This is a genomic window from Chlorobium phaeovibrioides, from assembly GCF_003968655.1.
Classification (GTDB): domain Bacteria; phylum Bacteroidota; class Chlorobiia; order Chlorobiales; family Chlorobiaceae; genus Chlorobium; species Chlorobium phaeovibrioides.
The window spans coordinates 109,704-136,675 of sequence record NZ_RXYK01000005.1 but is presented as its reverse complement, the minus strand read 5'-3'; the positions used below and the strand labels follow the sequence as shown (position 1 = coordinate 136,675).

The window sequence follows — 26,972 nt, the reverse complement described above, 5'->3', positions numbered from 1 at the left end:
CGATGTTTTGGCCTTTCTTGTTTTAGTTCCAGTAACCACACAATACAAACCATAACACCAATGGCAAAAAACGCGACCATCATCTATACCAAAATTGACGAGGCTCCGGCTCTCGCTACATATTCTCTTCTTCCGGTCATTCAGGCCTTTGTAAAGGGAACCGGCATCGGGGTGGAAACCCGTGATATTTCGCTGGCAGGCAGAATCATTGCGAACTTCCCGGAAAATCTCACTGAAGAGCAGAAGATTCCCGATTATCTTGCTGAACTTGGTGAGCTTGCGCTGAAGCCGGAAGCAAACATCATCAAGCTTCCCAATATCAGTGCCTCAATTCCCCAGCTCCAGGCAGCAATCAAAGAGCTCCAGTCGCAGGGTTACAAGATTCCTGATTATCCCGAGTCACCTTCGACCGATGCCGAGAAAGCTCTTCAGGCCCGATTTGCCAAAGTGCTTGGAAGCGCTGTGAACCCGGTTCTCCGTGAGGGTAATTCCGACCGTCGCGCACCGCTCAGCGTGAAAAAATACGCTCAGAACAATCCGCATCGTATGGCCGCCTGGTCTGCCGATTCAAAGTCATCCATTGCCAGCATGGCAAGTGGGGATTTTTACGGCAGCGAGAAGTCGGTAACCATTGCTGCTCCGACGACTGTCCGCATTGAGTTCGCCGGTGCTGAGGGTTCCGTGACGGTGCTTAAAGACAAAACCAGCCTTCTGCAGGATGAGGTCATCGATACAGCGGTCATGAATGTCCGTTCGCTGCGCAGCTTCTTTGAAGCCCAGATTGATGCGGCCAAAAAGAATGGCACGCTTCTTTCGCTTCACCTGAAGGCAACCATGATGAAGGTTTCCGATCCCATCATGTTCGGACATGCCGTTTCTGTTTTCTATCGTGATGTGTTTGAAAAGCATGCTGCTGTCATCAAGGAGCTTGGCGTCAATGTCAGGAACGGTCTTGGCGACCTGTACGCGAAAATCCAGAACCTTCCTGATGCACAGCGCTCTGAAATAGAGGCTGATATCCAGGCTGTTTACCCCACCCGTCCTGCACTGGCGATGGTTGATTCCGACAAGGGTATCACCAACCTCCATGTGCCCAACGACATCATTGTCGATGCCTCCATGCCGGTTGTTATCCGTGACGGTGGAAAAATGTGGGGACCTGACGGTGAGCTGCACGATACTACCGCAATGATTCCGGACCGCTGCTATGCCACCATGTACCAGGCAATGGTGGAGGAATGCAAAAAGAACGGTGCGTTCGATCCCGCAACCATTGGCACTGTGCCCAATGTTGGGCTGATGGCGCAGAAAGCCGAGGAGTACGGTTCGCATGACAAGACCTTCACCGCTCCCGCCGAAGGCTTCATCCGCGTGGTGGATGCTGCAGGAACTGTGCTGATGGAGCAGGCTGTTGAAACCGGTGATATTTTCCGGATGTGCCAGGCCAAGGATGCTCCTATCCGTGACTGGGTCAAGCTTGCCGTTTCACGGGCCCGTGCAACCGGAGCCCCTGCCATTTTCTGGCTCAACAGCAGCCGTGCACATGATGCGCAGCTGATTGAAAAAGTAGGCACCTACCTGAAAGAACATGATACTGCCGGTCTTGATATCCGCATCATGAATCCTGTTGAAGCCATGCAGTTCTCTCTCGGTCGTCTTCGTGCCGGACAGGACACCATTTCGGTTACCGGTAATGTGCTTCGCGACTACCTGACCGATCTGTTCCCCATCATTGAGCTCGGCACAAGTGCCAAAATGCTCTCTGTCGTGCCGCTGATGAACGGTGGCGGACTGTTTGAAACAGGTGCGGGCGGTTCTGCTCCAAAGCATGTGCAGCAGTTTGAGAAAGAGGGGTACCTCCGCTGGGATTCTCTCGGCGAGTTCTCGGCACTTGCCGCCTCCTTCGAGCACCTTGCCTCCGCATTCAGCAATGAGAAGGCCGCGGTTCTGGCTGAAACTCTTGATCAGGCAATCGGAAAGTTCCTTGACAACAGAAAGTCACCTGCCCGTAAGGTTGGTCAGATTGACAACCGTGGAAGCCATTTCTACCTTGCCCTCTACTGGGCCGAGGCTCTGGCAGCCCAGAGCGGTGATGGTGAACTGAAGAGCCGTTTTGCTGATGTTGCAGCAAAACTTGCCGCTGCTGAAACAGCAATCAATGAAGAGCTGATTGCTGCACAGGGCAAGCCTGTTGCAATGGGAGGGTATTACCATGTGGACGATGCACTGGTTTCCGCAGCAATGCGCCCCAGCGCAACCTTTAACGCAATCATTGACACTCTGTGATTGTTCTCTCCACTCTTGGGAGTCAAAACAGCAAAAGCCCGGTATATTCCGGGCTTTTGCTGTTTTTGGGAGGCTCTTTCCTCATGGGGACTTTCCTATTGTGCTCCTGCATGCGTACCTTATTATATGATCGAAAACAGTAACAAGAAGGATGTGTGAGTATGGGACAGAAAACCCTCAGGGTACTCTTTATTGGCGATGTTGTAGGCACTCCGGGACTGCAGATTGTCGGGCGGATGCTGAAAAGCTTCATCAGCAGCCACCATATTGATTTTGTGGTCTGCAATGGAGAGAATGCGCACAACGGGAAGGGGATGAGCGTCGATGCCCTCAATCAGCTGCTGGAGGCGGGTGTGAATGTGGTGACCGGTGGGAATCATACCTGGAGCAATTTCAATTTTTTCGATACCCTGAAAACCCATCCTCAGGTTCTCCGGCCTCTCAACTACCCCAAAGGAACCTATGGCAAAGGATACGGCATCTATCGCCTTCCTGAAGGTCTTGGCGACATTGCCATCATCAACCTTCAGGGACGGACCTTCATGTCGCCCATTGACTGCCCCTTCCGGACAGCCGATTGGGTTATCAAGCAGGTCAAGGATCAGGCCCGTTTCATTTTTGTAGATTTCCACGCGGAAGCAACAGCCGAAAAAATTGCCCTCGGCTGGTATCTTGACGGCCGTGTGTCAGCCCTGATAGGAACGCACACCCATGTGCAGACGGCTGACGAGCGGATTCTGCCGAAAGGGACTGCATACTGCACCGATGCAGGAATGACCGGGCCGCACCAGTCGGTTATCGGGATGCAGATAAAATCTGCCACGGACCGCATGCTCTACCAGACTCCGCATAAATATGAGTGCGCTGTGGATGATGTCCACATGTCAGGCATCATTATGGCTTTTGATGCTGCTACCGGCAAGGCAACAGGTATTGAAAGGCTCTTCTATCCCCCTTTTGAGCGGGGAAGCCTGTAACCAGAGAAAAGCCACCTGAGAGGTGGCTTTTCTTTTTCGGTGCACGGTTTTGTCGGGGCAGTTCAGCGAATGCCCTGTTCAAACTCTTCAGCTACCCGTACATCGTCTTCGCTTCCTATGTAGAGCGGTGTACGCTGATGCAGTTCAGACGGGTCAATGTCGAGAATGCGGCGCCGTCCATCAGTAGCCCGTCCGCCAGCCTGTTCGCATATGTAGGCGAGGGGGTTTCCTTCGTACATGAGCCGGAGTTTTCCGTTGGGGTGCTTTGTTGTGGGAGGGTAGACAAAGACGCCGCCGGTCAGCAGGTTGCGATGGAAATCTGCAACCAGCGAGCCGATGTAACGGGTGCTGTAGGGTCTGCCGGTTGCGCTGTCCTCTTCTTTGATGTAGTCGAGGTACTTTTTTGTTGTATCGTTGAACTGAGCGTACGACCCCTCGTTGATCGAGTAGTATTTCCCGTGTTTCGGGGTGACTATGTTTTCATGCGAAAGGAGGAACTCGCCGATGGTCGGGTCGTAGGTGAAGCCGTGGACGCCGTGGCCGGTGGTGTAGACCATGACGACCGAAGAGCCATAGATGACATAGCCTGCTGCAACCTGTTCCGATCCTTTCTGGAGGCAGTCGCTGATGTCGGCCTTGCGGGGGTCGCTGTTTTTTATTTTGTAGATGGAGAAAATGGTCCCGACACTCACATTGACATCAATATTGGATGAGCCATCAAGGGGGTCGAAGAGCAGGGCATAGCTGCCGTTTTCGTTGTTGGGTGGGGTTATGATCTCCTCGTTTTCTTCAGAGCCCATAATGGCGAACCGGCCGTGCTGACCGATAGCGTTGATGATTTTGTCGTTGGCGAACAAGTCAAGCTTCTTTACCTCTTCTCCCTGTACATTGGTGCTTCCGGCAAATCCAAGAATGTCAACCAGTCCTGCGCGCACAACCTCCCGTCTGACCAGTTTGGCGGCAAAGGCAACATCACTGAGGAGATCGGTCAGTTCCCCGGTGGCTTCCGGAAAGTTTTTCTGCTGCTCAAGGATGTGTCGTTCAATGGTAATCAGCTTGCTCATGCTCGTGGGTTCAGTGGTGATTGATGCAGAGGAGGACAAAGGCTGGGCCTGTTCTGCAATCAATGTAGCGATATCCTGACCAAAATTCAAGCCGGAGCCCTTTCCTTTTGCGGGTTCACGGGGAAGCGTTACATTGATTCTTTGCCATCATCCTGCTCTCAATTCCGTTGTACTTCTTCATGAAACGCTACCGCTGGAACCTTCCTCCCGTTGATGACGCCGCGCTCACATCTTTTGCCTGCAGCATCAAAGCCTCCCTTCCGCTTGCCCGGATATTTTTCATGAGAGGGGTGAAGAGTTATGAGGCTGCTGAAGCCTTTTTCACTGCATCTCTGGAGACTCTTCCTTCACCTTCGCTCTTTGCTTCCATGCCAACAGCGGTTGGCCGTGTGCAGGAGGCAATCCGCTCTGGTGAAAAAATCATGATATACGGCGACTATGATGTGGACGGCATTACCGGAACGGCGATGCTGAATCTTTTTTTAAGGGATCGGGATGCGGATGTTTCCTACTACATCAACAACCGGTTTGAAGAGGGATATGGTTTGTCAATGGAGGGTATCAGAGCGGCAGCTGAACGGCAGGTTGGGCTCATCATAACAGTGGATTGTGGCATCAGTGCCAATCTGGCGATAGAACGGGCCGGGGAGCTGGGGATGGATGTCATTGTCTGTGACCATCATGAACCGGAGGAACTGCCTGATGCCTATGCCATTCTGAACCCTAAAGTTCCGGGGTGCAGCTATCCGTTCAGGGAACTCTGCGGGTGCGGCGTGGCCTTCAGATTCATTCAGGCCATTGCTGAAGAGCTTCAACTCAGTGCAGAGAGCTGGCAGCAGTATCTCGATCTTGTTGCCATTGCCACCGCTGCCGACATGGTGGTTCTTTCGGAAGAGAACCGGACGATGGTGCGGGAAGGTTTCAGAAAGATGCAGCAGCGACCGCGGGTGGGTATTGAGGCCATGCTGTCATTTATGAAGGTGAACCCCCGGGATTTGAGCATGACCGGTGTCACTTTTGGTATTGCTCCCCGCATCAATGCTGCAGGTCGGATGGGATCTGCCCGCAAGGCGGTTGACTGGCTGCTTGCTGAATCAAAAGATGAGGCCCGGGTGCATACCGGGGAGCTTGAAGAACTGAACATTCTTCGGCGCCGTACGGACCTGGAGATGCTGAAACGGGCGGAGGAGATGGTTGAAGGGCATTTTGCATCATACTGCTCATCCATTGTTCTTTATGACGAGAGCTGGCATCTTGGAGTGGTTGGTATCGTAGCTTCAAAAATGCTTGAACGGTACCATCTTCCGACTGTTATTCTTGGGGCTTCGAAGGAGCTGGTGAAGGGGTCGGTCAGAAGTGTGCCCGGACTGAACATCTACAGTGTTCTGCAGGAGTGTTCAGATCTTCTTGAGCAGTTCGGGGGTCATCATCAGGCTGCGGGGGTGTCGATGCGTCCGGAGAATCTTCCAGCCTTCAGAAAGCGGTTTGATGAGATCTCAGCGAGAGTCCTTGATATGGATGCCCGGCAGAAGGAGCTTACTGTCGATACGGAGCTTGGTCTGGGTGAGATTACCGGCAACTTCATGAAAGCACTTCAGCGATTTTCCCCGTATGGAGTGGGAAACCCCGAGCCGTTGTTTCTTACAGAAGGATTGCAGTGCAATGGTTCTGTAAGGCTGCTGAAGGAGCGTCATGTGAAGTTCATGGTGAGGGATGCGTCCGGAAAGCGACTTGATGTCATTGCCTTTGACCGGAAAGATATTTACGACGCATTGAAGGAGTCATCCGGTCAGTCGTTTTCAATGGTCTACTCTCTTGAACTGCATGAGTGGAATGGTCGGGTAGAGCCACAGGCAAAAGTAAAGGATCTTTCCGTTGAGAGTCTGCACCGTCAGGGTCTGTGAATGTCGGAAAATGACTGCATCAGCACTGCGGCTGTTTCAGCCAGTCCGTTCAGGCTGTCTGCTCTGCATTCGTTCTGCTTGATTCATGGCGGATACGGGTCAGAATTCCGGTAAGGGAGGAGAGTGCTGAAATAGCAAAGAATATCAGTGAGAGGGCAATGCCTGTCGTTGTTTCCAGGTGGAGGAAGTTCAGCAGGTAGTAAAAAGTGACCTCGCGCGCTCCGGCTCCGCCGATGGTGATGGGCAGGATGGTGGCTACTGTCGAAATGAGGAAAATGGCAAGATGGTCAATGACCGGCATGCCGGGGGCAATGGCCAGAAGAATGAACCAGGCGGAAATTGCCTGTGTTGCCTGAACGAGAATGGACTCCCAGGCGGTGATGGCGAATATCGGCAGAAACTGCCTGTATGCAACCCTGTTCAGGAGAAAGGCAAGGGGGTAGACGGCTATGATTCCAGCCCAGGCGTAGGGCACGGCGTCAGGGAGTGCTGTTGCGAACGAACTGGGTATCAGGAGGATAAGGGAGAGAAAGACAAGCGCGAAAATACCGCATATACGATCCCAGAAAACAGCATGGAAAACATTGATCGTCTTGACCTCATGGTTCTTTTGCAGGACAAAAATTTTGTACCCGTCACCTCCTATGCCTCCTGGCAGGAAGAGGTTGTAGAACATTCCAAGGTAGTAGAGCTTGAGGTTGTAGACCCATGAGAGTTCAAGACCTATCGCCTTGAAAAACCGTCTCAGACGCACTGCATTGAACACTTTCGAGATGTTGAAGAACAACAGGGACAGAAGAAGATATCCGATATTGGCACCCTGAATGATCCTGCCGATTTCTCCGATGTCCGTTTTCCGGAGGACGAGGGTGAGGGCTATGAGGGTAACGAGTATCTGAACTGCCGTTTTGAGCAGTTTTTTTATTTTTGAGCTATTGTTTGCCAACGATCTTTCTGATGATGTAGGGTTTCTTGTTCTGCGATTCATAATAGGTCCGCATGATGAATTCCGCTATGAACCCGGTTGTAATGAGCTGGATGCCGATAAAGGTAAGGATGATGCCGAGTGAAAGCAGGGGGCGGTTTCCAATATCCTGCCCGAGAATTTTCAGCACAAGCAGGTAGAGGTTCATCCCGAGTCCGGTAAAGAGGGAGAGAAAGCCGAGTGTGCCGAAAAGGTGCATCGGCTTCTGGCTGTATTTCTGGAAAAACACCATGAAGAGGAGGTCGCTGAGAACCTTGAATGTGCGCCCGATTCCATATTTCGACCGGCCGAACTTCCTCGGGTGATGACGGACATCAACCTCCTCCATTCTTGCGCCGTAGAGTTGGACAAGAACCGGTATGAAGCGGTGGAGTTCGCCGTAGAGGCCGAGGTTTTTAGCCACATCTTTTTTGAAGACCTTCAGGGTGCAGCCGTAGTCGCGGATGTGCACATCGGTCATGTTGCGGATGATGGCGTTGGCGATGAGACTCGGGATTTTCCGGAGGACCATGCCGTCTTTTCGTCCTGCGCGTCTTCCTGCCACAACATCAAGGTCATGCTCAAAGAGGTACTGCATCATCATGGGGATGTCGCCGGGGTCGTTCTGCAGGTCTCCGTCCATGGTTGCAATGAGTTCACCCGAGGCCTCGTCAATGCCGGCAGCCATGGCTGTTGTCTGACCGTAGTTTTTGTTGAGGACCACCAGTTTGAGATTTGACGGGCGATGTGCCTCTATTTGCGCAACGGTGCCGTCGGTGGAACCGTCATCAACGAGAATGATTTCATGTTCCACCGAAGAGAGGGAGGCGCATAGAGCATCAAACAGAGGCCTGATGCTCTCCTGTTCATTCATGACCGGTATGACGACCGAAAGCTTCATGGGGCAGGGTTCATTCATATGTTTTCAGAAGAACGATGCCGTTTTTCCGGTAGAGCACGGCAGGTGATTCAAGTCGGTCAAGATAACGGGTGGTTGTCAGCACAATTTCTCCGCCACGGGGGGCTCTTTTTTCGACAAATGACTCCGAATATACTAAAAAAGAGGGGTAATCGACTTTCCACATCACGATTTTCCAGCCATTCCTTTTTGCCAGAAGCGCAGCCTCTTTGACGGGCTCCTGCATGAGTTTTCCGGCAAGGGGCATGATATGCAGATTGATGAAAAGAGAGAAGACGATGCCTGTTGCAACAAGCCGGGTTCCCGATGAAATACGGGGCAAAAGAGCAAGAACGCCCATTGCGGCGGCGGCAGTAAGGGTGATTGCCATGTGGTGGCTGTCAAGAAGCAGAATGGCAGCTTCAATGATGTCGCCAACATAAGCATTGGGAGCCTCTGATGCCATTTCGGGCAGTGCCAGGGGCAGGGCGAGGATGAGGGCTGAGAGGCTGAGGGGCCAGATGACCTGCAGGCGAGGGTGAGGCGAAAGCGGCAGAGCCCGTGCCATGAGCAGGAAGAGCGGCGTGTAGCCGTAAATCATGTAATGGGGGAGCTTGGTGCCGGAGAGCGAGAAGAATACGAAGACAAAAGCCGCCCATATGAAGAGGAACCGGTTGATCCTGTCGGCCATAAAGGAGCGAAGATGGAAAAGGAGCGTGAAGAAGAGGCCGGTGAAGGGGAGCAGCCCGATGAGAATGACGGGAATATAGTAGAAGAGGGAGCCTGAGTGGCCTTCAAGCGATGAGCTGAACCGGTTGACATTGTGTTTGAGGAAAAACCCTTCAATGAATGCCATGCCCTGGTCGTGGTACTCAAGCAGGTACCAGGGGAGGGCTATTGCCAGAAAGATCAGGATTCCCCATGGGTTAAGCACCATGCGGAACCACTCTTTCAATCGAAATTCCTGCAGATTGAAGAGAAAGGTGACGGCAATGGGTATAAGAAGTGCGATAGGCCCCTTTGTGAGCATGCCGAACCCCATGGCTGCAAAAGCGACAAGCAGCATCCGGCTGGAGCCTGTCCGGTAATGTCGCATGATGGCCAGCATGGTCAGGGCCAGGAAAAAGTTCAGGAGTGCATCGGCTATGGCAGCCTTTGCAATGATGGTGACCTGCAGCGAGAGAACAAGCATGGCCGATCCCAGAAAAGCCTCCCGCTGGCTGAACTCGCGACGGGCGAAAAAGAACATTGCCATTGCCCAGCCGCCGGCAAACAGGGCGGAGGGGAAGCGCAGGCCGAACTCGTTCAGTCCGAAGGTTTTGATGCTGAGGAGCTGCATCCAGTAGATGAGCACCGGTTTGTCAAACCGTGGAGCACCATTCAGATAGGTTGTCAGATAATTGCCGCTGGCTGCCATTTCACGGGTCGCCTCGCTGAAGGCGCCTTCGTCTACATCAAAAAGAGGGGCGTTGCCGAGCACTGCGAAAAAGCTGGCAAGCACAAGGATTCCGAGCATGGCGGCATAGAGTCCCGTGCCGGACTGTGGTCCCCGGTCAGTCATGAAGCTGTTTTTTGAAGTAGTGGTTGTAAAGCAGGATGCTGGACACAATGCCGATGTAGGATCCGGCAATGACATCGCTGGGATAGTGCTGGGTGAGGAAGATGCGGCTGAAGGCAATCAGTGCGCCGGCAAGCAGAAAGAACGGTCGCCCTTTCGGCCAGAGCAGGGCGAAGGCCATAGCCACGCTGAATGCCGTTGCGGAATGCCCTGAAGGAAATGAGGTCCATGCGTGTTCGATATGGAAAAAGTCGAACCCGTTGATTCCTTCACTGAAAAAAAGTTTCGGCCGGGCCCTTCCTGCAATGAATTTGACAAGGTCTGCACTGAGACCTGAAACAGCTGTGGTGGTAAAGAGGAAGAGGCCTGCTGCAGAATACTGCGGTTTTTTTCTACGCAGGAGCAGAAAAATCACGAAGCCGCCGACAAGGTACCACTCCGACTGGCCCAGCCGTGTGATGGTTTTGAACAGGTCGTGGTAGGGCGGTTGGTCGAGCGCATGGAACAGCGTGACTGCCGGCAGATCAATGAAGAACCAGGCAATGACGCAGGCAAGGACGACGGCAGTGATGATGAAGGGGGAGGCAATGGAGCGGGAAACAGCCATGAAGGGGCGGATGAAATTTATTGTCGTTGAAGATGGTTCTGAAAAAACATAAATATACATAATTACCTGAACCCTTGAAGCATTCCGTCCATGCCACCACAGAGCCCCCATGCTGCCGCCGGTAACGCGGTACTTCTTCTTTCATGTCCGGATCGCCGCGGACTTGTTTCAAGGCTGTCGCTGTTTATTTTCGAACGGGGGGGCAATATCATTGACCTTGATGAACATGTCGATCCTGTCGAGGGACGGTTTTTCATCAGGATTTTATGGAGCCTTGAGGAGTTTTCCATACCTGAAGAGGAGCTTGAAGAGGAGTTCCGTCCTCTTGCTGAAGAGCTGGGAGCAGCATGGGCTCTCCGGTTCACAGGAAGGAAGAGCCGGGTAGCGGTTTTTGTTTCAAGATATGACCACTGTCTGCAGGAGCTTCTGTGGCGTCACGGCATCGGGGAGTTTCAGATAGAGATTCCCCTGATTGTTTCAAATCATCCCGATCTCCAGCCTCTTGCCGACCACTGCGGGATTCCCTTTCATGTGATTCCCGTCAGCAGTGAGAACCGCATGGCGGTAGAAAAGCAGACGACCGCCCTCCTGGAGGCGCACGATGTTGACTGGGTTGTCCTGGCCAGATACATGCAGGTGCTTTCCCCCGCTTTTGTTGAGCGGTGGAGGGGCCGGGTCATCAACATTCACCACTCTTTTCTTCCCGCTTTTGTTGGCGGGAACCCCTATCGTCAGGCCTATGAGCGGGGTGTGAAGATTATCGGGGCGACAAGCCATTTCATTACCGAAGAGCTTGACCAGGGACCCATCATCGAACAGGATACGGTCCGCGTCACCCACCGGGACAGCCTTGCCGACCTTATCAGGCGCGGCCGTGATCTTGAACGCCTTGTGCTTGCGCGCGCCGTGCGGCTTCACAGTGAACATAGAATTCTGTTGAACGGCACCAAAACCGTTGTGTTTGACTGAGAAGCCTGCCCGGCATGCATCCATGTGTTCTGTTTTTTTTCAATAACTATTCCCGGCCGATATCATGATGAAACGACTGCTTACCCTGCTGCTGCTCCTTCTCCCCGCCGGATGTACCGGTATTCCTGAAGGACTTGATGTGGTTGATGATTTTTCCCTTGAGCGCTATCTTGGTACCTGGTACGAAATCGCCCGTCTCGACAACTCCTTCGAAAAGAATTTTGAGGCTGTTTCTGCAACCTATACCCTGAAGCCGGATGGAAAGGTCAGAGTAGAGAACAGAGGATACGACACGAAAAAGAACAGGTGGAAGAGTGTTGAAGGCAGGGCAAAGTTCGACGGCCCGAGTGACCGTGGAGCCCTGAAAGTCTCCTTTTTCGGTCCCTTCTACGCAGGGTACAACATTCTTGCTCTCGACCGTGAGGAATACAGGTGGGCTCTTGTCTCCGGACATGACAGGGACCTTCTCTGGATACTGTCAAGAAGTCCGGAAATGAATCCGGAGCTTCTTGAGGAGCTTCGACGAAAGAGTGCGGAGTTTGGCTTTGCATCAGAAGAACTTCGCCTTGTGGACCAGTCGGAGCGGGCAGAAGGGGCCTCAGATGGAGAGTAATGCACGCGAAACCCTTTACAGGGAGCAGGTTGAGGCGCTTGTGGAGAAATGGGCTGAAGGAAAGCCGCCGAACCCTGCCGCAGAGTCTCCCACGGCCAAACCATCGGGATATTACCGGCTGAGCGGCTGGCTGCTTGAATACCTGATGGAACATGATGAACTGCCATCCGGCGTGCATGCGATGCCCCAGGGTATCGACCGGCAGGGGGGAGTGGAACCTTCCTTTCCGGTTGACTTCAGCTGCCCCCCGTTCAAGTGAGGTGACTGAGAGCTGAAGAAGCTCTTCAGCGATCTCATCTGAGATTTCAGGCTGCCCGTACTGACTGTATTCCGTGGTGTTTGAAATCCTGAAGAACTTTTTTTCTCGCTTATTTGGATTTTATATAAATAACGGTAGATTTGTTCTGCTCGTTAATTATACAAAATCTAATTAAGTCTTATGAAAAAGATGATTATTGCTGGTGCCGCACTCGCAACCCTTGGAATGGTTCCCTCATCAGCTCTCTTTGCTTCGGATGAAGTACTTGAACTGAAACGCCGTCTTGATCTCCTGGAGAATCGGGTAGAAGCTGCCCCCCGGCCCGAGGCGGAGAAAAGCAGCATCACCAAAGGACTGGCATTCGGAGGTCTTGTGGAAGTGGAAGCGAACTATCAGGATCCTTCTGACTCGAAAGCCACTTCCGACCTCACCCTTGCAACCCTTGAGCTCGGTCTTGAGGCAAAAGTGAACCCGTGGCTCACCGCTTATGGAGTTCTGCTCTACGAACAGGGTGAAAACAGCGAGAACATCCTTGTTGAGCAGGCCTACATCAGGATGAAGTCGGAATCCTCCCCGTTCTTCGCTGAGGTCGGCCGCCTTACCCAGTCGTTCGGCTCGTTTGAGAGCAGCATGATCTCCGACCCCATGACACTCGAGCTTGGTGAAAGCAAGCTGCACGCATCAGTGAAAGCGGGTTATGAGGCGGATGGCATCACCGGTTCGCTTTCGGTGTTCAAGGGCGATGTGCAGAAAGCAGGCGAAAGCGAAATCAACAGCCTCGTTGCAGCCTTCAGCTGGCAGAAAGAGGTTGACAGCTTCCGCTATGGCTTCGGCGCCTCCTGGACGAACAATATGGCCGATACCGATGGACTCCAGGACGGTTTTACTGATAAAAAAACGACAGATTTTGTAGGTGGATGGTCAGCTAACGCCATAGCGGGCTACGGGGCTTTTGAGTTGAGGGGCGAGTATCTGGGTGCCTGCGACAGCTTCACCGATGGCGAGTACGGCGGCAAGCAGCCTTCCGCCTGGAGCGTAGAAGCTGGATACGATTTTGAAGCGCCATTCAGTCTTGCCGTGCGTTATGAGGGGGCGGATGACTTTGAGACAAACGACTCCCGCTATGCTGCAGCCCTTGGATGGGAGGTAGCAGAGGGTGCAGGCCTGGCGTTCGAATACCAGCGTGCTGAAAACAAAGCGGACACTGCCGATACCGATACCTTCACCATGCAGCTGGCAATGGAGTTTTAAGCAACAGAAAAAAACAGGAGTAGCTATGATTGTTCCGCTTGGTATGCTTCACACTGGTGAATCCGCAGAAATCATTGGATTCCGGAGGGCGCAAGGTGGCGGCGGTCCGCTCTCCTGCAATAACGGTACGGGTCGTCACCAGCATGGCGGCCGTGGCCCTGGCCATGGTCGCCTCCGCGACGGAAGCGGACAGGAGCGCCGCCTCTCAGAGCTCGGGTTCAGTTCCGGGCAGGTGGTGGAGGTTGTCCAGAACGATCGCGGCGTGCCGGTCCTCTTGAAGGTTCGCGACGGCAGGATGGCTATCGACCATGCCATATCCATGGAAATCATCGTAAGGAGAAAAACACAATGAATCTTTCTGAACTCAAAAAAGGGCAGAGCGGGAAGGTGCTTGGCGTCTCGGCCTCTCCGCAGCTCAGGCGCCGCCTGTTCGATATGGGGTTGCTTGTGGGCGAAACCATCAAGGTAGAGGGAGTTGCCCCGCTTGGCGATCCATTTGAAATCTCAGTTAAAAATTACCGTCTTACACTTCGCAAGCACGAGGTTGAAGGCATAACAGTTGAGGAGGTAAGATGATACAGGCAGAAGAACTGGTGGGTGCTGTAACGAAGCTGCGCCCGAAAGCGGATAGGCGGAGGGTTATTGCGGTTGTCGGTAACCCCAATTGCGGTAAGACAACGCTGTTCAACGCCCTGACGGGCCTGAACCAGACGGTTGGTAACTGGCCCGGTGTTACCGTCGATAGAAAGAGCGGCACTTTTTCTTTTAAGAGTGAAGCCTATGAACTGGTTGATCTTCCCGGCATCTATTCGCTTTCGGCCATTTCAGAGGATGAGGCGGTTGCGCGGGATTATATCCTTGGAGGAGAGGCTGAGCTTATCATCAACATTGTTGACGCCTCCAATCCCGACAGAAACCTTTATCTCACCAGCCGTCTGCTCGAAATGAATGTGCCGGTGCTCGTGGCACTCAACATGCTTGATGCAGCAGGGGAACGCGGCATCGATATTGATAGTGATGCGCTCTCCTCAGGTCTCGGTTGCCGGGTGGTGCCGATTGTCGCCTCACGGGGCGAGGGCATCGAGGAGTTGAAGGAGGCTATTGCCGGAGAGATGCAGAAAAAACGCGTTCCGGGATGCAGGGTCTCATATCCTGATGCCGTCGTCCAGGCGGTGAAGGGACTGGCGTCGGATCTTGAAGGCAGGGCCGGCATTGACCATCATGATGCCGACTGGTACGCCCTCAAAATTCTTGAAGGGGACCCGCTGCTTGAAGAAAGACTCGGCAGCGCTGCCGCCATCGGCGAACATGCACGCCAGGCGCTTGCCTCCACCCTCGGTGAGGATGCCGACATCACCATCGCAGACGCCCATTACCGCTTCATCGCATCACTCACCTCCATGGCCGTGCGCCGTAAGGCTGCGGCGGGCCGTTCCGTAAGCGACATGATCGACAGTGTGGTGCTCAACCGCTATCTCGGCATTCCGATCTTTCTCGGCCTCATGTACCTGATGTTCCTCTTTACCATCAATGTCGGGGGCTCCTTTATCGACTTTTTCGATATTGCCGCCGGGGCGCTGTTTGTTGATGGGCCAGGTCTCTTGCTCTCGTCTGTAGGCTCGCCAGAATGGCTGACAGCCATTCTCTCCACTGGTATCGGTGGTGCCCTGCAGACCATGGCGACCTTTATTCCGCCGATAGCTTTTATGTTCATTTTCCTCTCATTTCTTGAGGACTCCGGTTACATGTCGCGTGCCGCCTATGTCATGGATCGCGGCATGCGTGCAATCGGTCTTCCTGGAAAGGCATTCATCCCGCTTCTTGTCGGGTTTGGCTGCAATGTGCCGGCTATTATGGCGGCAAGGACAATGAGCGACCGGCGTGATCGCATCATGACCATCATGATGGTTCCCTTCATGTCCTGCGGTGCCAGGATGCCGGTTTTTGCACTCTTTGCTGTAGCCTTCTTCCCGTCGGGCGGCCAGAACCTCGTCTTCCTGCTCTATCTCATGGGTATTGCTGTGGCGATTATGACCGGCTTCATCCTCAAGAGCACCCTTCTGAAGGGTGATGTATCTCCTTTCATTATGGAGATGCCTCCATGGCGCATGCCGAGTTTCAAGGGTGTGTTTCTGAGGGTATGGGACCGTCTGCAGTCGTTCATTGTCAAGGCAGGCCAGGTGCTCGTTCCTGTCATTATGGTACTCAGCCTCATGAACTCTATCGGAACTGATGGTTCATTCGGCAACGAGGACTCGGAAAACTCGGTACTCTCGGCTACCGGCAAGGCTATCTCTCCGGTGTTCGCACCCTTCGGTGTGAGCCAGGAGAACTGGCCCGCAGCGGTAGGTCTTTTTACGGGCATTTTTGCCAAGGAGGCTGTTGTTGGAACCCTCGACAATCTCTATTCCCAGATGGATGCCGATGCGGCATCGGCCGCGGCCGGTGAAGAGGGCGTGGAAGAGGAAGAGGAGACGTTCTCGCTTGGCGGTGCATTCACTGAAGCACTGGCCACCATTCCCGACAACCTCTCAGGTGTCGGCGGCTCGCTGCTTGACCCGCTCGGCATATCGGTAGGCGATGTCTCCGATTCTGAAGCGTTCGCCGAAGAGCAGGAGGTAGGTTCTTCTATTTTCGGTTCCATGATCACGCTCTTCGACGGTACTGCAGGCGCGTTCGCCTATCTGGTGTTCATCCTGCTCTACTTCCCATGCGTGGCCGCCATAGCTGCGGTATACCGTGAAACGAACCTTGCATGGACCCTGTTCGCGGGAGCATGGACAACCGGTCTGGCCTGGATCTTTGCAGTCCTTGCCTACCAGATCGGCACCTTCTCAGCCCATCCCGCATCGTCCGTTGCATGGATAGCGGGTATGGCCGCCGTTCTTGCGGGAACCGTCGCCATCATGTATGCGGCCGGAAACGGCCTGTTCAAAAAGAGCGGAACCGGGTCAAAATAAGAGCCGGTTCCGTTACGGGAAGGGGGCGTGTGTGGCCCCCTTCCCACTTATTTTTCATCAGTTCATCAACAACAGCCTACCCAATCATGACCCTGTCAGACATCAAGAGTTACCTCTCCCGGGAGGGCAGCGCATCGCTGGCGGAAATCGCCCGACATTTCAAAGCCGACCGTTCTTTGGTTGAGTCTATGCTCGACCGCTGGATTCTCAAAGGTCTGGTTGTTGCCCGGACCTCCCCTGCCCACGGGCCCGGCTGCTGCGGAAAGTGCAGCGGTGAGAGCCACATGTGGTACGAATGGGTGGGAGAGGGTGCGTAGGGGGCGTCTTTTTTATTTGGCCATCGTCTTATTTATATAAAATCTAAATAAACAGAACTATGTGTGCATCAGGCGATCAAGGGGACTCATCCTGCGGCGCGCGATGCTTCGTGAGCCGCTGTGCGTGCGGGGCATATCATCTCCATTACCGCCATGCCGTCATCACGGTCGGGCGCAATGCGCTCATGCGCATCATGGAGGAGTGCTTTCTGAGGGAGCGGAAAGGTCCGGAAATGAATCGGAACGGGTATCCGCTGCCGTTCATCATCATGCTCGGGATTGTGACGATCTCGGTGCCCTGGAAAGATTTTCCGATGTTCTGCAGGGCCGTCGAGGACGCTGTGTCTCTGGAAATCGGGATTCCGGAGCTTGCCGCCAGGCTGGCCATGCCGCCGGGCGGCAGAGAGGGCTGAAGACTTTTGTTACTCAAAACATCATCATAACCAAAACATATCGAACATGAAAAGAACAGGCATTTTCTACGGTTCACAGACCGGCAACACTGCGGCCGCCGCCAGGCTCATCGCAGACGAGCTTGGCATCCCGCCTTCAGATGTCCGCGATATCGCTTCGGCCAGTACGGACGAAGTTATGGCATTCGACTCGCTGATTCTCGGGACATCGACCTGGGGGACGGGGGAGCTGCAGGGGGACTGGGCGGTGTTCCTTCCAAAACTCGGGTCCATGGATCTGGGCGGCAAGCCGGTAGCCCTGTTCGGGCTCGGTGACCAGCTCTCCTTCGGCGACTGGTATCTCGATGGCATGGGGAGCATCTACGACGCCGTCGTCGCGGCGGGGGCGGAGGTCGTAGGGTCCTGGCCCACCGATGATTATCAGCATTCTGAATCGACGGCCGTTCGAAATGGAAAGTTCGTCGGCCTTGCCCTCGACGCCGACAACCAGGACCATCTTACCTCCGTTCGGGTCAGTGCCTGGGTAGCGGCAATCAGCCCGATGCTTTCCTGAGGAGCGTTTTTTTTGCCGGCAGCTCGCCGGATTTTTCCCGTAACCTTTACATCAGCAAACAATGATAAGTCAGAACATTCTCGAAAAGCTCAATCGCCAGGTCAACCTCGAAGCGGTATCCTCGCATCTCTACCTGCAGATGAGCGCATGGCTTCTCTCGCAGGAACTCGACAGTACGGCGACTTTTTTCCGCCGCCATGCCGAGGAGGAGAAATTCCATATGATGAAGCTCTTCGACTACATCAACGAAACCGGCGCTCTTGCACTCATCGGCGATGTGCCCGTTGCCGCTCCTTCATGGGCATCGCATATGGAGCTGCTCGAGGCCGCCTACGCCCATGAACTCAAGATTACGGCGAGCATCAACGATGTCGTCGACGCGGCGCTCCAGGAAAAGGATTATTCAACTTTCGCGTTCCTGCAGTGGTATGTCGCCGAGCAGCATGAAGAGGAGCACCTTTTCGGCACCTTGCTGCACAAGGCCCGCATCATCCACACCGTTGAGGGCCGTGCTCTCTTCCGCTTCGACGAAGAGGTCCGCAAGTCCGTTCTCGGCCACGAGCACCATCAGCAGCAGCCCATGTTCCTCCAGATGGGCCCCTCTCCCTGCCATCATGAGAAGCATGAGGATCCTCATCATGCCACATCGCATTTGAGGCATTGAGTAACGGCCTGCATGCAGCCCCTCTACCTGTAACCATAAAGCTGAACCATGATGAAAGTACTTATTCACCATATCTACGAGTTCCAAAAGGGGCTGCGCAGCCTTGTCATGCATACCCTGCCCTCACGCCTCACCGAGGAAGCGACGGCAAAGCTTCGCCATTACGGCATCGACTACCATCTCCAGCCATGTGTGCAGGCGAAGGTCAACATCTACTTCGGAGCATCTGCGTGCGTGGCTGTAGTGCGCCAGATCACCAGCGGCAAAAAGCTCGGAGAGATGACCCATGAAGAGGATTTCGTACTGGGTTCCATGCTTGGCTACGATATCCAGAAGCAGTGCGAGCGATACCTGAAGAGAACAGGCGTGGCACCGGCCAGCTTGACTATCCACAAGTGCGCCTGAATTCATCACAAGTAACTCTCGGGGTGAGGCTGATTGATAAGACCCGGCTACACTCTTTATTTCGATGCGCAATACATGAAAAGATGGGTTCAGAAAACGGCATGGGCACCGAGTTCCTGGCCGGCGAGGCCTTCTTTGAGGACCCGGGCGTAGAAGTTGCGAAGGGTGTCGGTTCCGTATGAGGGGGTCATCTCTTCATCGTAACGGCCCGTTTCGGGGTTGAGTACCAGCATTGATTCAGAGCAGTAGTATTTCCCTATGCGGGCGAATTCGGCCTTGTCCTTAAGGTTTGGAAAGAGTTTCGAGAGGGTGGCGAGGATTGGTATGATGATGTCGAACATCTGGATTGGTGCCCGGCGGAATTTGGGTTCGCGGCCAAGAAGCTCAAAGAGCATTTCGCCCTGCTCTTTTGCGGTGATTGCTCTGCCCGGGCCGCCGATGGGGAGAATACGGTTCTTTTTGTCGGCATCTTCAAGGCAGTCGGCCATGAAACGGGCCAGATCGGCTTCGCTGATAGGTTTGCATGCGGTCAATGTGCCGTCGCCGAACATGAGGTAGGGGCTGCCGTTTTTTACCTTTTCAACCTGTCCGGCAATGGATTTGAAAAAGGCGGTCGGCCTGACAATGGAGTAGGTGACGCCTGAAGCTATGAGCTCACGCTCAAACTGGAGCTTCGCTCTCTGGAATTCAAGCATCGGTTTCTGGACGCAGATTGCCGAGAGAAGGATAAACTGCGATATGCCGGCCCCCAAGCCGGCGTCAAGTGCGTTACGGGTTGCCTGATAGTCAATTGCCCATGAGTCCTCCACTCCTCCGGTTCGTGAGGTGAGGCAGGAAACGACGGCGTCGAACCGTTCTCCGCATATTCCGTCCCGTACTATCGACTCCGGATTTCCGACATCACCGAACCGTACTTCCGAGCCGTCGAGCTGCCGTCTGGTCTCTTCTTCTGTTGCGGTGGCGTTGACGCCTGAGCGGGGACGGGCAAAGCTGACAACCTTGTGGCCCCGTGCTGCCAGTTCGCGGGTGACGAATTTCCCGATATAACCTGTTGCCCCGACGACGAAAATGCGTTTGGGGGTTTCCGTTCCGGGTGCGGAGTGTCTTGACTGGTTGTCTGGCAGAGTGTTCACAATGGAGTGGTGGATGAAGGGTTGTTTCTCTGACTTGTTCATGCAACTTAAGCAAAATCAGCTGGTTTTTGCAATACGGCTCAGCATGTTCATCCGGCAGTAGACCCCTTTCCGGCTGAGGAGTTCCTTGTGTGTTCCCTGTTCGGCAATGTGGCCATTCTTGAGGACGATAATGGTGTTGTAGTGCTCCATTGCCTGCAGGCGGTGGGTGATTGTGATGAGGGTTTTGTTTTGAGTGAACTCTTCCATGGCTCGGATGATCTCCACTTCCGTGAGAGGGTCGAGGTTTGCCGTTGCTTCGTCCAGAATGACTATTGGAGCATCCTGAAGCATTGCGCGGGCTATGGCAATGCGCTGGCGTTCTCCGCCGCTGAGCTGCATGCCGTGCTGTCCGGTGAATTCATCAAGTCTGCTTTGGAAATGGCCGAGACCTGCGCTTTGAAGTGCGGAGGCGATTTGCGCCTCGGTGGCTTCAGGTTTTGCGAGGAGAAGGTTTTCGCGGATGGTTGTTGCGAAAATATAGGTTTTCTGCGACACCAGGGAGATGTGGCGGCGAAGCTCTTCGGGGTGGAAGCGGTTGATGTTCTCTCCGCCTAGGCTCAGTTCCCCTTCGCTGCAGTTCCAGAAGCGCATGAGAAGGGATGTAAGGGTTGATTTGCCTGACCCGCTCGGTCCGACGATTGCTGTATGGCTGCCTTGAGGAATGGTGAAGGATACCTTGTCAAGAGCTTGTATGGAGCTGCCGGGATAGGTGAAGGAGAGGTTTCGTGCTTCAATGGTCATTTCTTCAGGTATGGCACGCGGGTCATCGGGTGTGATGACTTCAGGTGCAGCATCCAGGATTTCAAAAAGCCGTTTTCCTGCATGGATGTCCGCCTCCAGATGCCTTGCTGAGGCAGGAAGGGGGAGAATGGCTTCAAAAGAGGCCATGACGGCAAGGGTGACAATTGAGAGGGCAATGCCACTGGTCTGTCCAGATTCCACCAGAGGCATGACTGCCGAGAGAACGGCAATGACCGCTCCGTTCATCAGGAGCCCGGTGAGCGCTTCATGCATGCCGTCGCCGAGTGCATTTTTTCTTTCCAGACGGAGTTTTTCCCTTTCAGCGGCTTCAAGCAGGTCGAGGTGTTTCTGGATGTTGCCGGTGAGCTGCAGTTCTCCAACTCCCATTGCAAAGTCGACGGCCAGAACCTGCTGCAATGCCTGCTGGCGGAGTATGCCGCTGGAGTTGCCTCTGCTGAGAAGAGTTGAGAGGAGGGGAATACCAATGCCCGCAAGCAGGTGGAACAGAAGGAGCAGAAGCGCAGCATCCCGTGACCAGAAGCCAAGCAGGAACCACATCAGCAAGCTTGTGAGAATTGCGGTTACGGGTGGAGCAAGGACTCTGGTATAGATGTTTTCGAGACTGCCGATGTCGTCCACTATTCTCTGGAGAAGATCGGCACTTTTGAACTGCATGAGTCTGGCCGGAGCTAGAGGTTCAATTGCGTCGTAAAACCAGAGGCGCAGGTTTGCCAGAATTTTGAATGTGGTGTTGTGGGCAATCAGCCGTTCAAAGTAGCGCAGAACTCCACGGGCAATGCCGAAAAACCGGACGCCGACAATACCTATCTGCAGAGCTGCAAGAGGGGGTTGCAATGCTGCTTTTGCAATCAGCCATGCGGCTGTGAGCAGGAGGCCGATTCCGCTGCCGGTTGCGGCGAATGCCGTGAGGGCGGCAAGCGCCATCCACCAGAACCAGGGGCGGACAAGGGCACTCAGGCGAAAAAATGTTTTCATGATGGTTGATCCTCCCCTGCCGCAAGTGCCTTTTGATAGAAAGGGTTGATGCGTACCATCTCCTCATGCGTACCGCTGTGCATGACGGCGCCGTCCTGAAGCATGATGATATGGCCTGCGTTTCGCACCGTTTCAAGCCGGTGGGCAATGATGATGGTTGTCCGGTTCTCCATCAGCGTTTTTATTGAGGCGCTCAGCGAAGCTTCAAGTTCCGGGTCGGTATGTGATGTCGGTTCATCGAGAACCAGAATGGGCGAATCTTTAATGAATGCCCGCGCCAGGGCAACCCGCTGTGCTTCACCGCCGCTGAGCCTTGCCCCTTCCTCTCCAATCGGGGTATCAAGGCCCTGAGGAAGGCCGGCCGCAACACCTTCAAGTCCCGAGAACACGATGGCCCGCTGCAGCTCCTCTAAAGAGGCTTCAGGGTTGGCCATCAGGATGTTTTCGCGGAGAGTTTCATTGAAGAGAAACGGGTGCTGCGGAACCCAGGAAATCAGTTTCTGCCAAGCTTCAATACTGAAGCTTTCCAGTGGGTCGGTGCCTATGCTGATGGTTCCGGAGTCTGGATCGGCAAAACGGAGAATCATGGAGAGAAGGGTGCTCTTGCCTGAACCGCTCGGGCCGATGATGGCGGTGGTTGTGCCGGCAGGAATGCAGCAGGTTGCCGCCTTCAGCGCCTGAGTGCTGCTTCGAGGGTATGAGTAGCTCACATTGAGGTACGATATGGGGAGGCTCTGGACCGATTTCCTCTCAGGGGTGGCGGTTCCGTTTCGAGGTTCGGGGCTTTCGTCCTCAAGAATGGCAAAAATATCTTTTGCAGCACTTTCTCCTTCCATGCCGGCGTGGAATTTCTGCCCCAGCTGGCGGAGAGGAAGGTAGAAGTCGGGAGTCAGAATAAGGACAAAGAGTGCCGACTGGAAAGCCATACTTCCTGAAAGCAGCCGGACACCTATGCCGACAGCAATCAGTGCAGTGCCAATGGTGCCCACAAGCTCAAGGGTCAGGGAGGAAAGAAAGGCGATTTTGAGAACTTTCATGGTCGCTGCCCTGAAATTTTCACCGGCCTCCCGGATAGCATCGTGCTGTATGCGGCTGCGGGCGAAAATTTTCAGCGTAGTCATGCCCTGGAGCATGTCGAGAAAGTAGCCGCTCATGCGGCTGAGCGATTCCCACTGCCGGTCTGTGAGGGCTCCTGCCCGCTTGCCGATGAGTGCCATGAACACGGGTATGAGAGGGGCTGTCACAAGGAGGATGATGCCGGAGATCAAGTCGGTTGGAAAAACTGCGATGAGTATCAACACCGGTATTGCAACGGCAAGAAAGAGCTGTGGGACGAACTGGCTGAAGTAGGCGTCCAGTGCGCCGACCCCTTTCTGCATGGTGAGACTGAGCTTTCCGCTCTGCATTGACCGGGCCAAAAGCGGCCCACGCCGGGCCACGGTGGCGGCAAGACGGCTGAAAATTTTTTTTCGTATCTGGAGTGTTCCCCGGTTGGCTTCCGTATGCCCTGCCCATGTGAGCAGCATCCGTATCACGCTGAACAGGGCAAACAGAGCTATCGGCTCCTTCAGCGCACTGAGGGGCTTGTGAAGTATGAATGCTGCGTTGATGGCTGTACTGAGAGAGAATGCCTGACCTATCATCATGAGGCCTGCCAGCGCTCCAGACAGAAATGACAGAACGAACGGCGTCCTGTTTTCGCGTATCAGCCCGAACAGGCGCCGGTCACGATTCATTGGCTCTGCTTTCGTACGGTTCGGTTTTTCCGGGAGGCATCAGTATTCAAGTTTTCCTCCGGTGGAGACCCGCTGACGGAACACCCAGTAACTCCAACCCTGATAAACGAGGACGAGGGGAACAAAGAGAAGGGCGACAATCGACATGATGCCGAGCGTGTACTCCGATGAGGAAGCATTGTATATGGTCAGGTTCCAGGCAGGATCAAGGCTTGATACCAGAACTCTCGGGTAGAGCCCCATGAAGATGGTGATGGTTGAGAAGGCTATGGCGATGCCGGTCATGGCGAATGCCCATCCGGCTGCATTTTTCTGCAGCAGAAAAATCACAGATACAAGAGCGATGACGCTGAAGATGGGAATAATGCCGGGGTTGATGCCGAGATGGCTGTAGAGATCGGTTTCATAGTTGGTGTAGACCATGAAAATAAACGAAAGGAGTACCGCGGGTACCCAGGCCAATTTTGCTGTTTTCACTGCCTTTTCCTGTAGGGCGTCGGTGGTTTTCAGGGTCAGGAACACCGCTCCGTGAAGGGTGAAGATGGAGAGGGATGTCAGGCCGCAGGCAAGTGCGTAGGGGTTGAGAAGGTTGAAGAAGCCTCCGGCATAGTTCATCTCTGCGTCAATGGGAATGCCCCTGATGAAGTTAGCCAGGGCAACACCCCAGAGCAGTGCGGGTATGGCGCTGCCGGCAAAAATGCTCCAGTCCCAGAAACTCCGCCAGCGCGGGTCGCTGTGTTTGCTGCGGAACTCGAATGCGACACCACGGAATATCATGGCCACAAGCATCAGGAGAAGTGCCAGGTAAAAGCCGCTGAAGAGGGTTGCATACCATTCGGGAAATGCTGCAAACATTGCGCCGCCGGCTGTAATGAGCCAGACTTCGTTGCCGTCCCAGAAAGGGCCGATTGTGTTGATGATTGTCCGTCTCTCAATGTCTTCGCGGCTCATGAAGGGGAGCAGGATGCCTACTCCGAAATCAAACCCCTCCAGAAAGAAAAAACCGGTGAAGAGGACGGTTATGAGTATGAACCATAGTGTCTGCAGTTCCATCAGTATCTCCGTTACGGTTTATTCTTCATGATCAATTCCTGCCATGGCGTACTTCCTCATGAGGAAAAGGTCTGTCGCGGCAAGCATCAGATAGACAAGGAAAAACGAGGCTATTGAAACCATCAGTTCGCCACTGCTGACGACTGAGGCCGGTGAAACACCCTGTTCGGTTTTCAGGAGGCCGAACACTATCCATGGCTGACGGCCCATTTCAGCCAGTATCCAGCCGGTTGAGTTGGCTATCCACGGCAGCAGGAAAGACCAGAAAAAGAGTTTTTTCATGAAGGGTGAAAAGTCATAGTTCTCCCGTATGATTTTCACCAGACCCAGAACAGAGACCAGAAGCATCAGCGTGCCTGCACCCACCATGAAGCGGAAGCTCCAGTATGCAGTAATGACAGAGGGAATGTAGTTGCCCGGGCCGTATGTTTCCTCATATTCCTTCTGCAGTTCCTTGATTCCCGTCACTTCGCCCTCAAAGGAGTTGTAAGCGAGAAAGGAGAGCATGCCGGGGAGGCGGATTGAGAAAACATCCTTCAGGTTTTCTTGATCACCGACCGTGAAGAGCGAGAAGCTTGCGGGATTTTCACTCTCCCAGAGTGCTTCGGCAGCAGCAACTTTCATGGGTTGCGTGGTCATGAGGTGCTGCATCTGTGTGTGGCCGGCCAGAGTGACCAGAATGGTGCCGATAAAGGCATAGATGGTGCCGAATTTCATGGAGGTGATGAAGGCATCCCTGTCCTTTGTCCCCTTTGCAAGGTGCCAGACGCTGATGGCAATAACAAGAAAGCCGGCGGTTACAATTCCTCCGGAAAGTACATGAGGGAACTGTTTCCAGACATGGGGGTTGAAGAGGAGGGCTCCGAAGTCGGTCATTTCAGCTCTTGCGCCGTCTGCCGACATTCTGAAACCGGTCGGGGCCTGCATGAAGGAGTTGGCCACGAGAATCCATAGGGCCGAAAGATTTGAGCCGAGAGCTACAATCCAGATGGCGGCTGCGTGCAGCTTTTTGGAAAGCCGGTCCCAGCCGAAGACCCAGATGCCGAGGAAGGTGGACTCGATAAAGAAGGCGAGCAACGCTTCAATTGCAAGAGGAACGCCGAAAATGTCGCCAACAAATCGTGAGTATTGCGACCAGTTCATGCCGAACTGGAACTCCATGACAATGCCGGTAACCACACCTACGGCAAAGTTGATGAGGAACAGGTGCCCCCAGAAACGGGTCAGCTGACGGTACTTTTCTTTTCCTGTACGAACCCAGGCTGTTTCAAGTATGGCTGTGAAAATGGAGAGACCGAGAGTGAGGGGGACGAAAAAGAAATGGAAGACCGAAGTCATCCCGAACTGCAGCTTTGCGAGAAAAAGAGTGTCCATGGGTGAGGTCCGGTTGTATTGATGACGCTTCCAGAACGATTTTTGTTTCCTGAAGGTACGATTATAGTTTCATTAAATCCAAAAAAGGATAGTATTTGTCTCTTTTTCTGGAGTGATAAACCGGGCGCGTAACGCCCGGTTTATGCCGTTTGGTCTGTCACTGTTGAGTAAACAGCTCCCTGAGACCGGTTTCATAGCTTCCGACAACTGCTTTCTTTTCGGTGATGATGCCGCGGAGCAGTGTTCCCGGAGTGACATCGAAAGCGTAGTTCAGCACCGGAGTGGTTGGTGTGGCAACCTGTGTGCCGAAGATGGTTCTCAGTTCATCAGCGTTCCGCTCTTCAATCGGTATCTGTGTTCCTTCTTTGAGCGTGATGTCGATGGTTGAGACAGGTGCGGCGATGTAGAAAGGCAGACCATGGTGGCTGGCACTGACAGCATGGGCATAGGTGCCGATTTTGTTTGCGGTGTCTCCATTGGCTGTTATGCGGTCGGCGCCAACAACACCGAAGTCGATCATGCCGCGCTGCATGAGGAAGGCCGATGAGGAATCTGAAATCGAGATGAATGGGATGCCGTCATGTTCAAGCTCCCATGCAGTCAGCCTCAGTCCCTGAAGGAGAGGACGGCTTTCTGCAGTGATGACGCGCTCGATGAGCCCTTCTTTCCAGGCCAGGCGGATGACGCCGAGAGCGGTGCCGATGCCGCAGCAGGCCAGGGTGCCTGTGTTGCAGTGGGTCAGCACATTGAGCTTCCGTGTTTTGAGGATATCTGCACAGTCGCGCTTGATCTGCTCAACACCGTGGCGGGCTATGCGGTCGCAGTTGTCGACTTCGTCATTGTAGATTTTGTGCGCCTCATCGGTCATTTTCGCTTTCAGCTCATCAAGAGAGTCCGACTCAAAATTGGCGTCATAGACCGCTTTCATTTTCTTTGTGGCAAAGAAAAGGTTGACGGCGGTGGGGCGTGATGCTTCAACATCGGCTATGAGTTGGCTGAAATATGCGGGGAACGCTTCCTTTGCTCCCTTGAAGCTGTTGACGCCAAGGACGACGGTGTATCCGGCTGATGCGCCGATAAGCGGTGCCCCTCTGACCGCAAGGCTCTTGATGGCCTCAATGGCTTCGCGGTGGTCTCTGGTTTCCACATGGATTTCCTGCAGCGGGAGTAATCGCTGGTCAAGGTAACGGAAGGTTCCGTCTTTGAAGGAGATTGCATCAATCATAGTGTTCCTG

General features: G+C 53.9%; 26 protein-coding genes. 15 read left to right on the top strand and 11 right to left on the bottom strand.

What is annotated here, in order from left to right; translation table 11 throughout:
* Nucleotides 1–60: 60 nt before the first annotated feature.
* Both EKD02_RS05080 and EKD02_RS05075 read left to right on the top strand, forming a co-directional pair.
* Complete coding sequence (locus tag EKD02_RS05080; RefSeq protein WP_126342573.1) at nucleotides 61–2,286, top strand: NADP-dependent isocitrate dehydrogenase; 2,226 nt, start codon at nucleotides 61–63, stop codon at nucleotides 2,284–2,286.
* Nucleotides 2,287–2,447: 161 nt separating this feature from the next.
* The gene (locus EKD02_RS05075; protein ID WP_011889758.1) at nucleotides 2,448–3,263 is read left to right on the top strand and encodes a TIGR00282 family metallophosphoesterase; all 816 of its coding nucleotides are present in this window, start codon (nucleotides 2,448–2,450) and stop codon (nucleotides 3,261–3,263) included.
* 62 nt (nucleotides 3,264–3,325) lie between these two features.
* Here EKD02_RS05075 and fbp read toward each other — a convergent pair whose 3' ends face one another.
* A complete protein-coding gene (gene fbp / locus EKD02_RS05070) occupies nucleotides 3,326–4,327 on the bottom strand; it encodes a class 1 fructose-bisphosphatase (protein ID WP_126384211.1) in 1,002 nt (333 codons plus the stop codon).
* A 179-nt stretch (nucleotides 4,328–4,506) separates the two neighbouring features.
* On the opposite strand from fbp, the gene recJ reads away from it, so the two are divergent.
* Nucleotides 4,507–6,231: a single-stranded-DNA-specific exonuclease RecJ gene (recJ, locus tag EKD02_RS05065; protein WP_126384208.1), complete on the top strand. Its 1,725-nt coding sequence runs from the start codon at nucleotides 4,507–4,509 to the stop codon at nucleotides 6,229–6,231.
* 49 nt (nucleotides 6,232–6,280) lie between these two features.
* Here recJ and EKD02_RS05060 read toward each other — a convergent pair whose 3' ends face one another.
* Genes EKD02_RS05060 through EKD02_RS05045 form a run of 4 tightly spaced genes read right to left on the bottom strand, consistent with a single transcriptional unit; the run spans nucleotide 6,281 to nucleotide 10,258 of the window.
* The gene (locus EKD02_RS05060; protein ID WP_126342567.1) at nucleotides 6,281–7,177 is read right to left on the bottom strand and encodes a lysylphosphatidylglycerol synthase transmembrane domain-containing protein; all 897 of its coding nucleotides are present in this window, start codon (nucleotides 7,175–7,177) and stop codon (nucleotides 6,281–6,283) included.
* The gene (locus EKD02_RS05055) at nucleotides 7,164–8,096 is read right to left on the bottom strand and encodes a glycosyltransferase family 2 protein (protein WP_011889762.1); all 933 of its coding nucleotides are present in this window, start codon (nucleotides 8,094–8,096) and stop codon (nucleotides 7,164–7,166) included. Before EKD02_RS05055 ends, EKD02_RS05060 begins: the two co-directional genes overlap by 14 nt.
* 10 nt (nucleotides 8,097–8,106) lie before the next feature.
* A complete protein-coding gene (locus EKD02_RS05050; RefSeq protein WP_126384205.1) occupies nucleotides 8,107–9,654 on the bottom strand; it encodes an ArnT family glycosyltransferase in 1,548 nt (515 codons plus the stop codon).
* A complete protein-coding gene (locus tag EKD02_RS05045; protein WP_011889764.1) occupies nucleotides 9,647–10,258 on the bottom strand; it encodes a phosphatase PAP2 family protein in 612 nt (203 codons plus the stop codon). Before EKD02_RS05045 ends, EKD02_RS05050 begins: the two co-directional genes overlap by 8 nt.
* A 90-nt stretch (nucleotides 10,259–10,348) precedes the next feature.
* Between EKD02_RS05045 and purU the strand changes: the two genes are divergently transcribed.
* From purU to EKD02_RS04985, 12 genes are all read left to right on the top strand, one after another.
* Nucleotides 10,349–11,227 carry a formyltetrahydrofolate deformylase gene (gene purU / locus EKD02_RS05040; protein WP_011889765.1) on the top strand — a complete coding sequence of 293 codons (879 nt, stop codon included), beginning with the start codon at nucleotides 10,349–10,351 and terminating at the stop codon, nucleotides 11,225–11,227.
* Nucleotides 11,228–11,291: 64 nt separating this feature from the next.
* The gene (locus tag EKD02_RS05035; RefSeq protein ID WP_011889766.1) at nucleotides 11,292–11,840 is read left to right on the top strand and encodes a lipocalin family protein; all 549 of its coding nucleotides are present in this window, start codon (nucleotides 11,292–11,294) and stop codon (nucleotides 11,838–11,840) included.
* Nucleotides 11,830–12,099: a hypothetical protein gene (locus EKD02_RS05030; protein WP_126384202.1), complete on the top strand. Its 270-nt coding sequence runs from the start codon at nucleotides 11,830–11,832 to the stop codon at nucleotides 12,097–12,099. Before EKD02_RS05035 ends, EKD02_RS05030 begins: the two co-directional genes overlap by 11 nt.
* Nucleotides 12,100–12,279: 180 nt before the next feature.
* Nucleotides 12,280–13,350 (top strand): LbtU family siderophore porin, encoded by a 1,071-nt coding sequence (locus tag EKD02_RS05025; RefSeq protein WP_126384199.1) that lies wholly within the window; start codon nucleotides 12,280–12,282, stop codon nucleotides 13,348–13,350.
* 25 nt (nucleotides 13,351–13,375) lie between these two features.
* On the top strand, nucleotides 13,376–13,702 hold the full coding sequence (locus EKD02_RS05020) for a FeoA family protein (RefSeq protein WP_244924400.1): 327 nt from the start codon (nucleotides 13,376–13,378) through the stop codon (nucleotides 13,700–13,702).
* Nucleotides 13,699–13,926: a FeoA family protein gene (locus EKD02_RS05015; RefSeq protein WP_011889770.1), complete on the top strand. Its 228-nt coding sequence runs from the start codon at nucleotides 13,699–13,701 to the stop codon at nucleotides 13,924–13,926. The genes EKD02_RS05020 and EKD02_RS05015 overlap by 4 nt, the downstream gene beginning before the upstream one ends.
* Complete coding sequence (gene feoB, locus EKD02_RS05010) at nucleotides 13,923–16,310, top strand: Fe(2+) transporter permease subunit FeoB (RefSeq protein ID WP_126384196.1); 2,388 nt, start codon at nucleotides 13,923–13,925, stop codon at nucleotides 16,308–16,310. The genes EKD02_RS05015 and feoB overlap by 4 nt, the downstream gene beginning before the upstream one ends.
* A gap of 86 nt (nucleotides 16,311–16,396) precedes the next feature.
* Nucleotides 16,397–16,627, top strand: a complete 231-nt coding sequence (locus EKD02_RS05005; protein ID WP_126384193.1) for a FeoC-like transcriptional regulator — start codon at nucleotides 16,397–16,399, stop codon at nucleotides 16,625–16,627.
* 59 nt (nucleotides 16,628–16,686) lie between these two features.
* Complete coding sequence (locus tag EKD02_RS05000; RefSeq protein WP_126384190.1) at nucleotides 16,687–17,040, top strand: hypothetical protein; 354 nt, start codon at nucleotides 16,687–16,689, stop codon at nucleotides 17,038–17,040.
* 46 nt (nucleotides 17,041–17,086) lie between these two features.
* Entirely contained in the window at nucleotides 17,087–17,593 is a 507-nt protein-coding gene (locus EKD02_RS04995) for a flavodoxin (protein ID WP_126384186.1), read from the top strand.
* 61 nt (nucleotides 17,594–17,654) lie between these two features.
* Entirely contained in the window at nucleotides 17,655–18,257 is a 603-nt protein-coding gene (locus tag EKD02_RS04990) for a ferritin (RefSeq protein WP_126384182.1), read from the top strand.
* A gap of 48 nt (nucleotides 18,258–18,305) precedes the next feature.
* Nucleotides 18,306–18,662 carry a DUF2023 family protein gene (locus EKD02_RS04985; RefSeq protein ID WP_126384179.1) on the top strand — a complete coding sequence of 119 codons (357 nt, stop codon included), beginning with the start codon at nucleotides 18,306–18,308 and terminating at the stop codon, nucleotides 18,660–18,662.
* A gap of 89 nt (nucleotides 18,663–18,751) precedes the next feature.
* Here EKD02_RS04985 and EKD02_RS04980 read toward each other — a convergent pair whose 3' ends face one another.
* The 6 genes from EKD02_RS04980 to mtnA form a co-directional block, all read right to left on the bottom strand.
* Nucleotides 18,752–19,837, bottom strand: a complete 1,086-nt coding sequence (locus EKD02_RS04980) for an NAD(P)-dependent oxidoreductase (RefSeq protein WP_225739435.1) — start codon at nucleotides 19,835–19,837, stop codon at nucleotides 18,752–18,754.
* 15 nt (nucleotides 19,838–19,852) lie between these two features.
* Complete coding sequence (gene cydC / locus EKD02_RS04975) at nucleotides 19,853–21,574, bottom strand: thiol reductant ABC exporter subunit CydC (RefSeq protein ID WP_126384176.1); 1,722 nt, start codon at nucleotides 21,572–21,574, stop codon at nucleotides 19,853–19,855.
* A complete protein-coding gene (gene cydD / locus EKD02_RS04970; RefSeq protein ID WP_126384173.1) occupies nucleotides 21,571–23,310 on the bottom strand; it encodes a thiol reductant ABC exporter subunit CydD in 1,740 nt (579 codons plus the stop codon). Before cydD ends, cydC begins: the two co-directional genes overlap by 4 nt.
* 39 nt (nucleotides 23,311–23,349) lie before the next feature.
* Nucleotides 23,350–24,363: a cytochrome d ubiquinol oxidase subunit II gene (gene cydB, locus EKD02_RS04965; RefSeq protein WP_011889780.1), complete on the bottom strand. Its 1,014-nt coding sequence runs from the start codon at nucleotides 24,361–24,363 to the stop codon at nucleotides 23,350–23,352.
* Between the two features lie 18 nt (nucleotides 24,364–24,381).
* Entirely contained in the window at nucleotides 24,382–25,737 is a 1,356-nt protein-coding gene (locus EKD02_RS04960) for a cytochrome ubiquinol oxidase subunit I (RefSeq protein ID WP_011889781.1), read from the bottom strand.
* A gap of 157 nt (nucleotides 25,738–25,894) precedes the next feature.
* Complete coding sequence (mtnA, locus tag EKD02_RS04955) at nucleotides 25,895–26,962, bottom strand: S-methyl-5-thioribose-1-phosphate isomerase (RefSeq protein WP_126384169.1); 1,068 nt, start codon at nucleotides 26,960–26,962, stop codon at nucleotides 25,895–25,897.
* Between the last annotated feature and the right edge of the window lie 10 nt (nucleotides 26,963–26,972).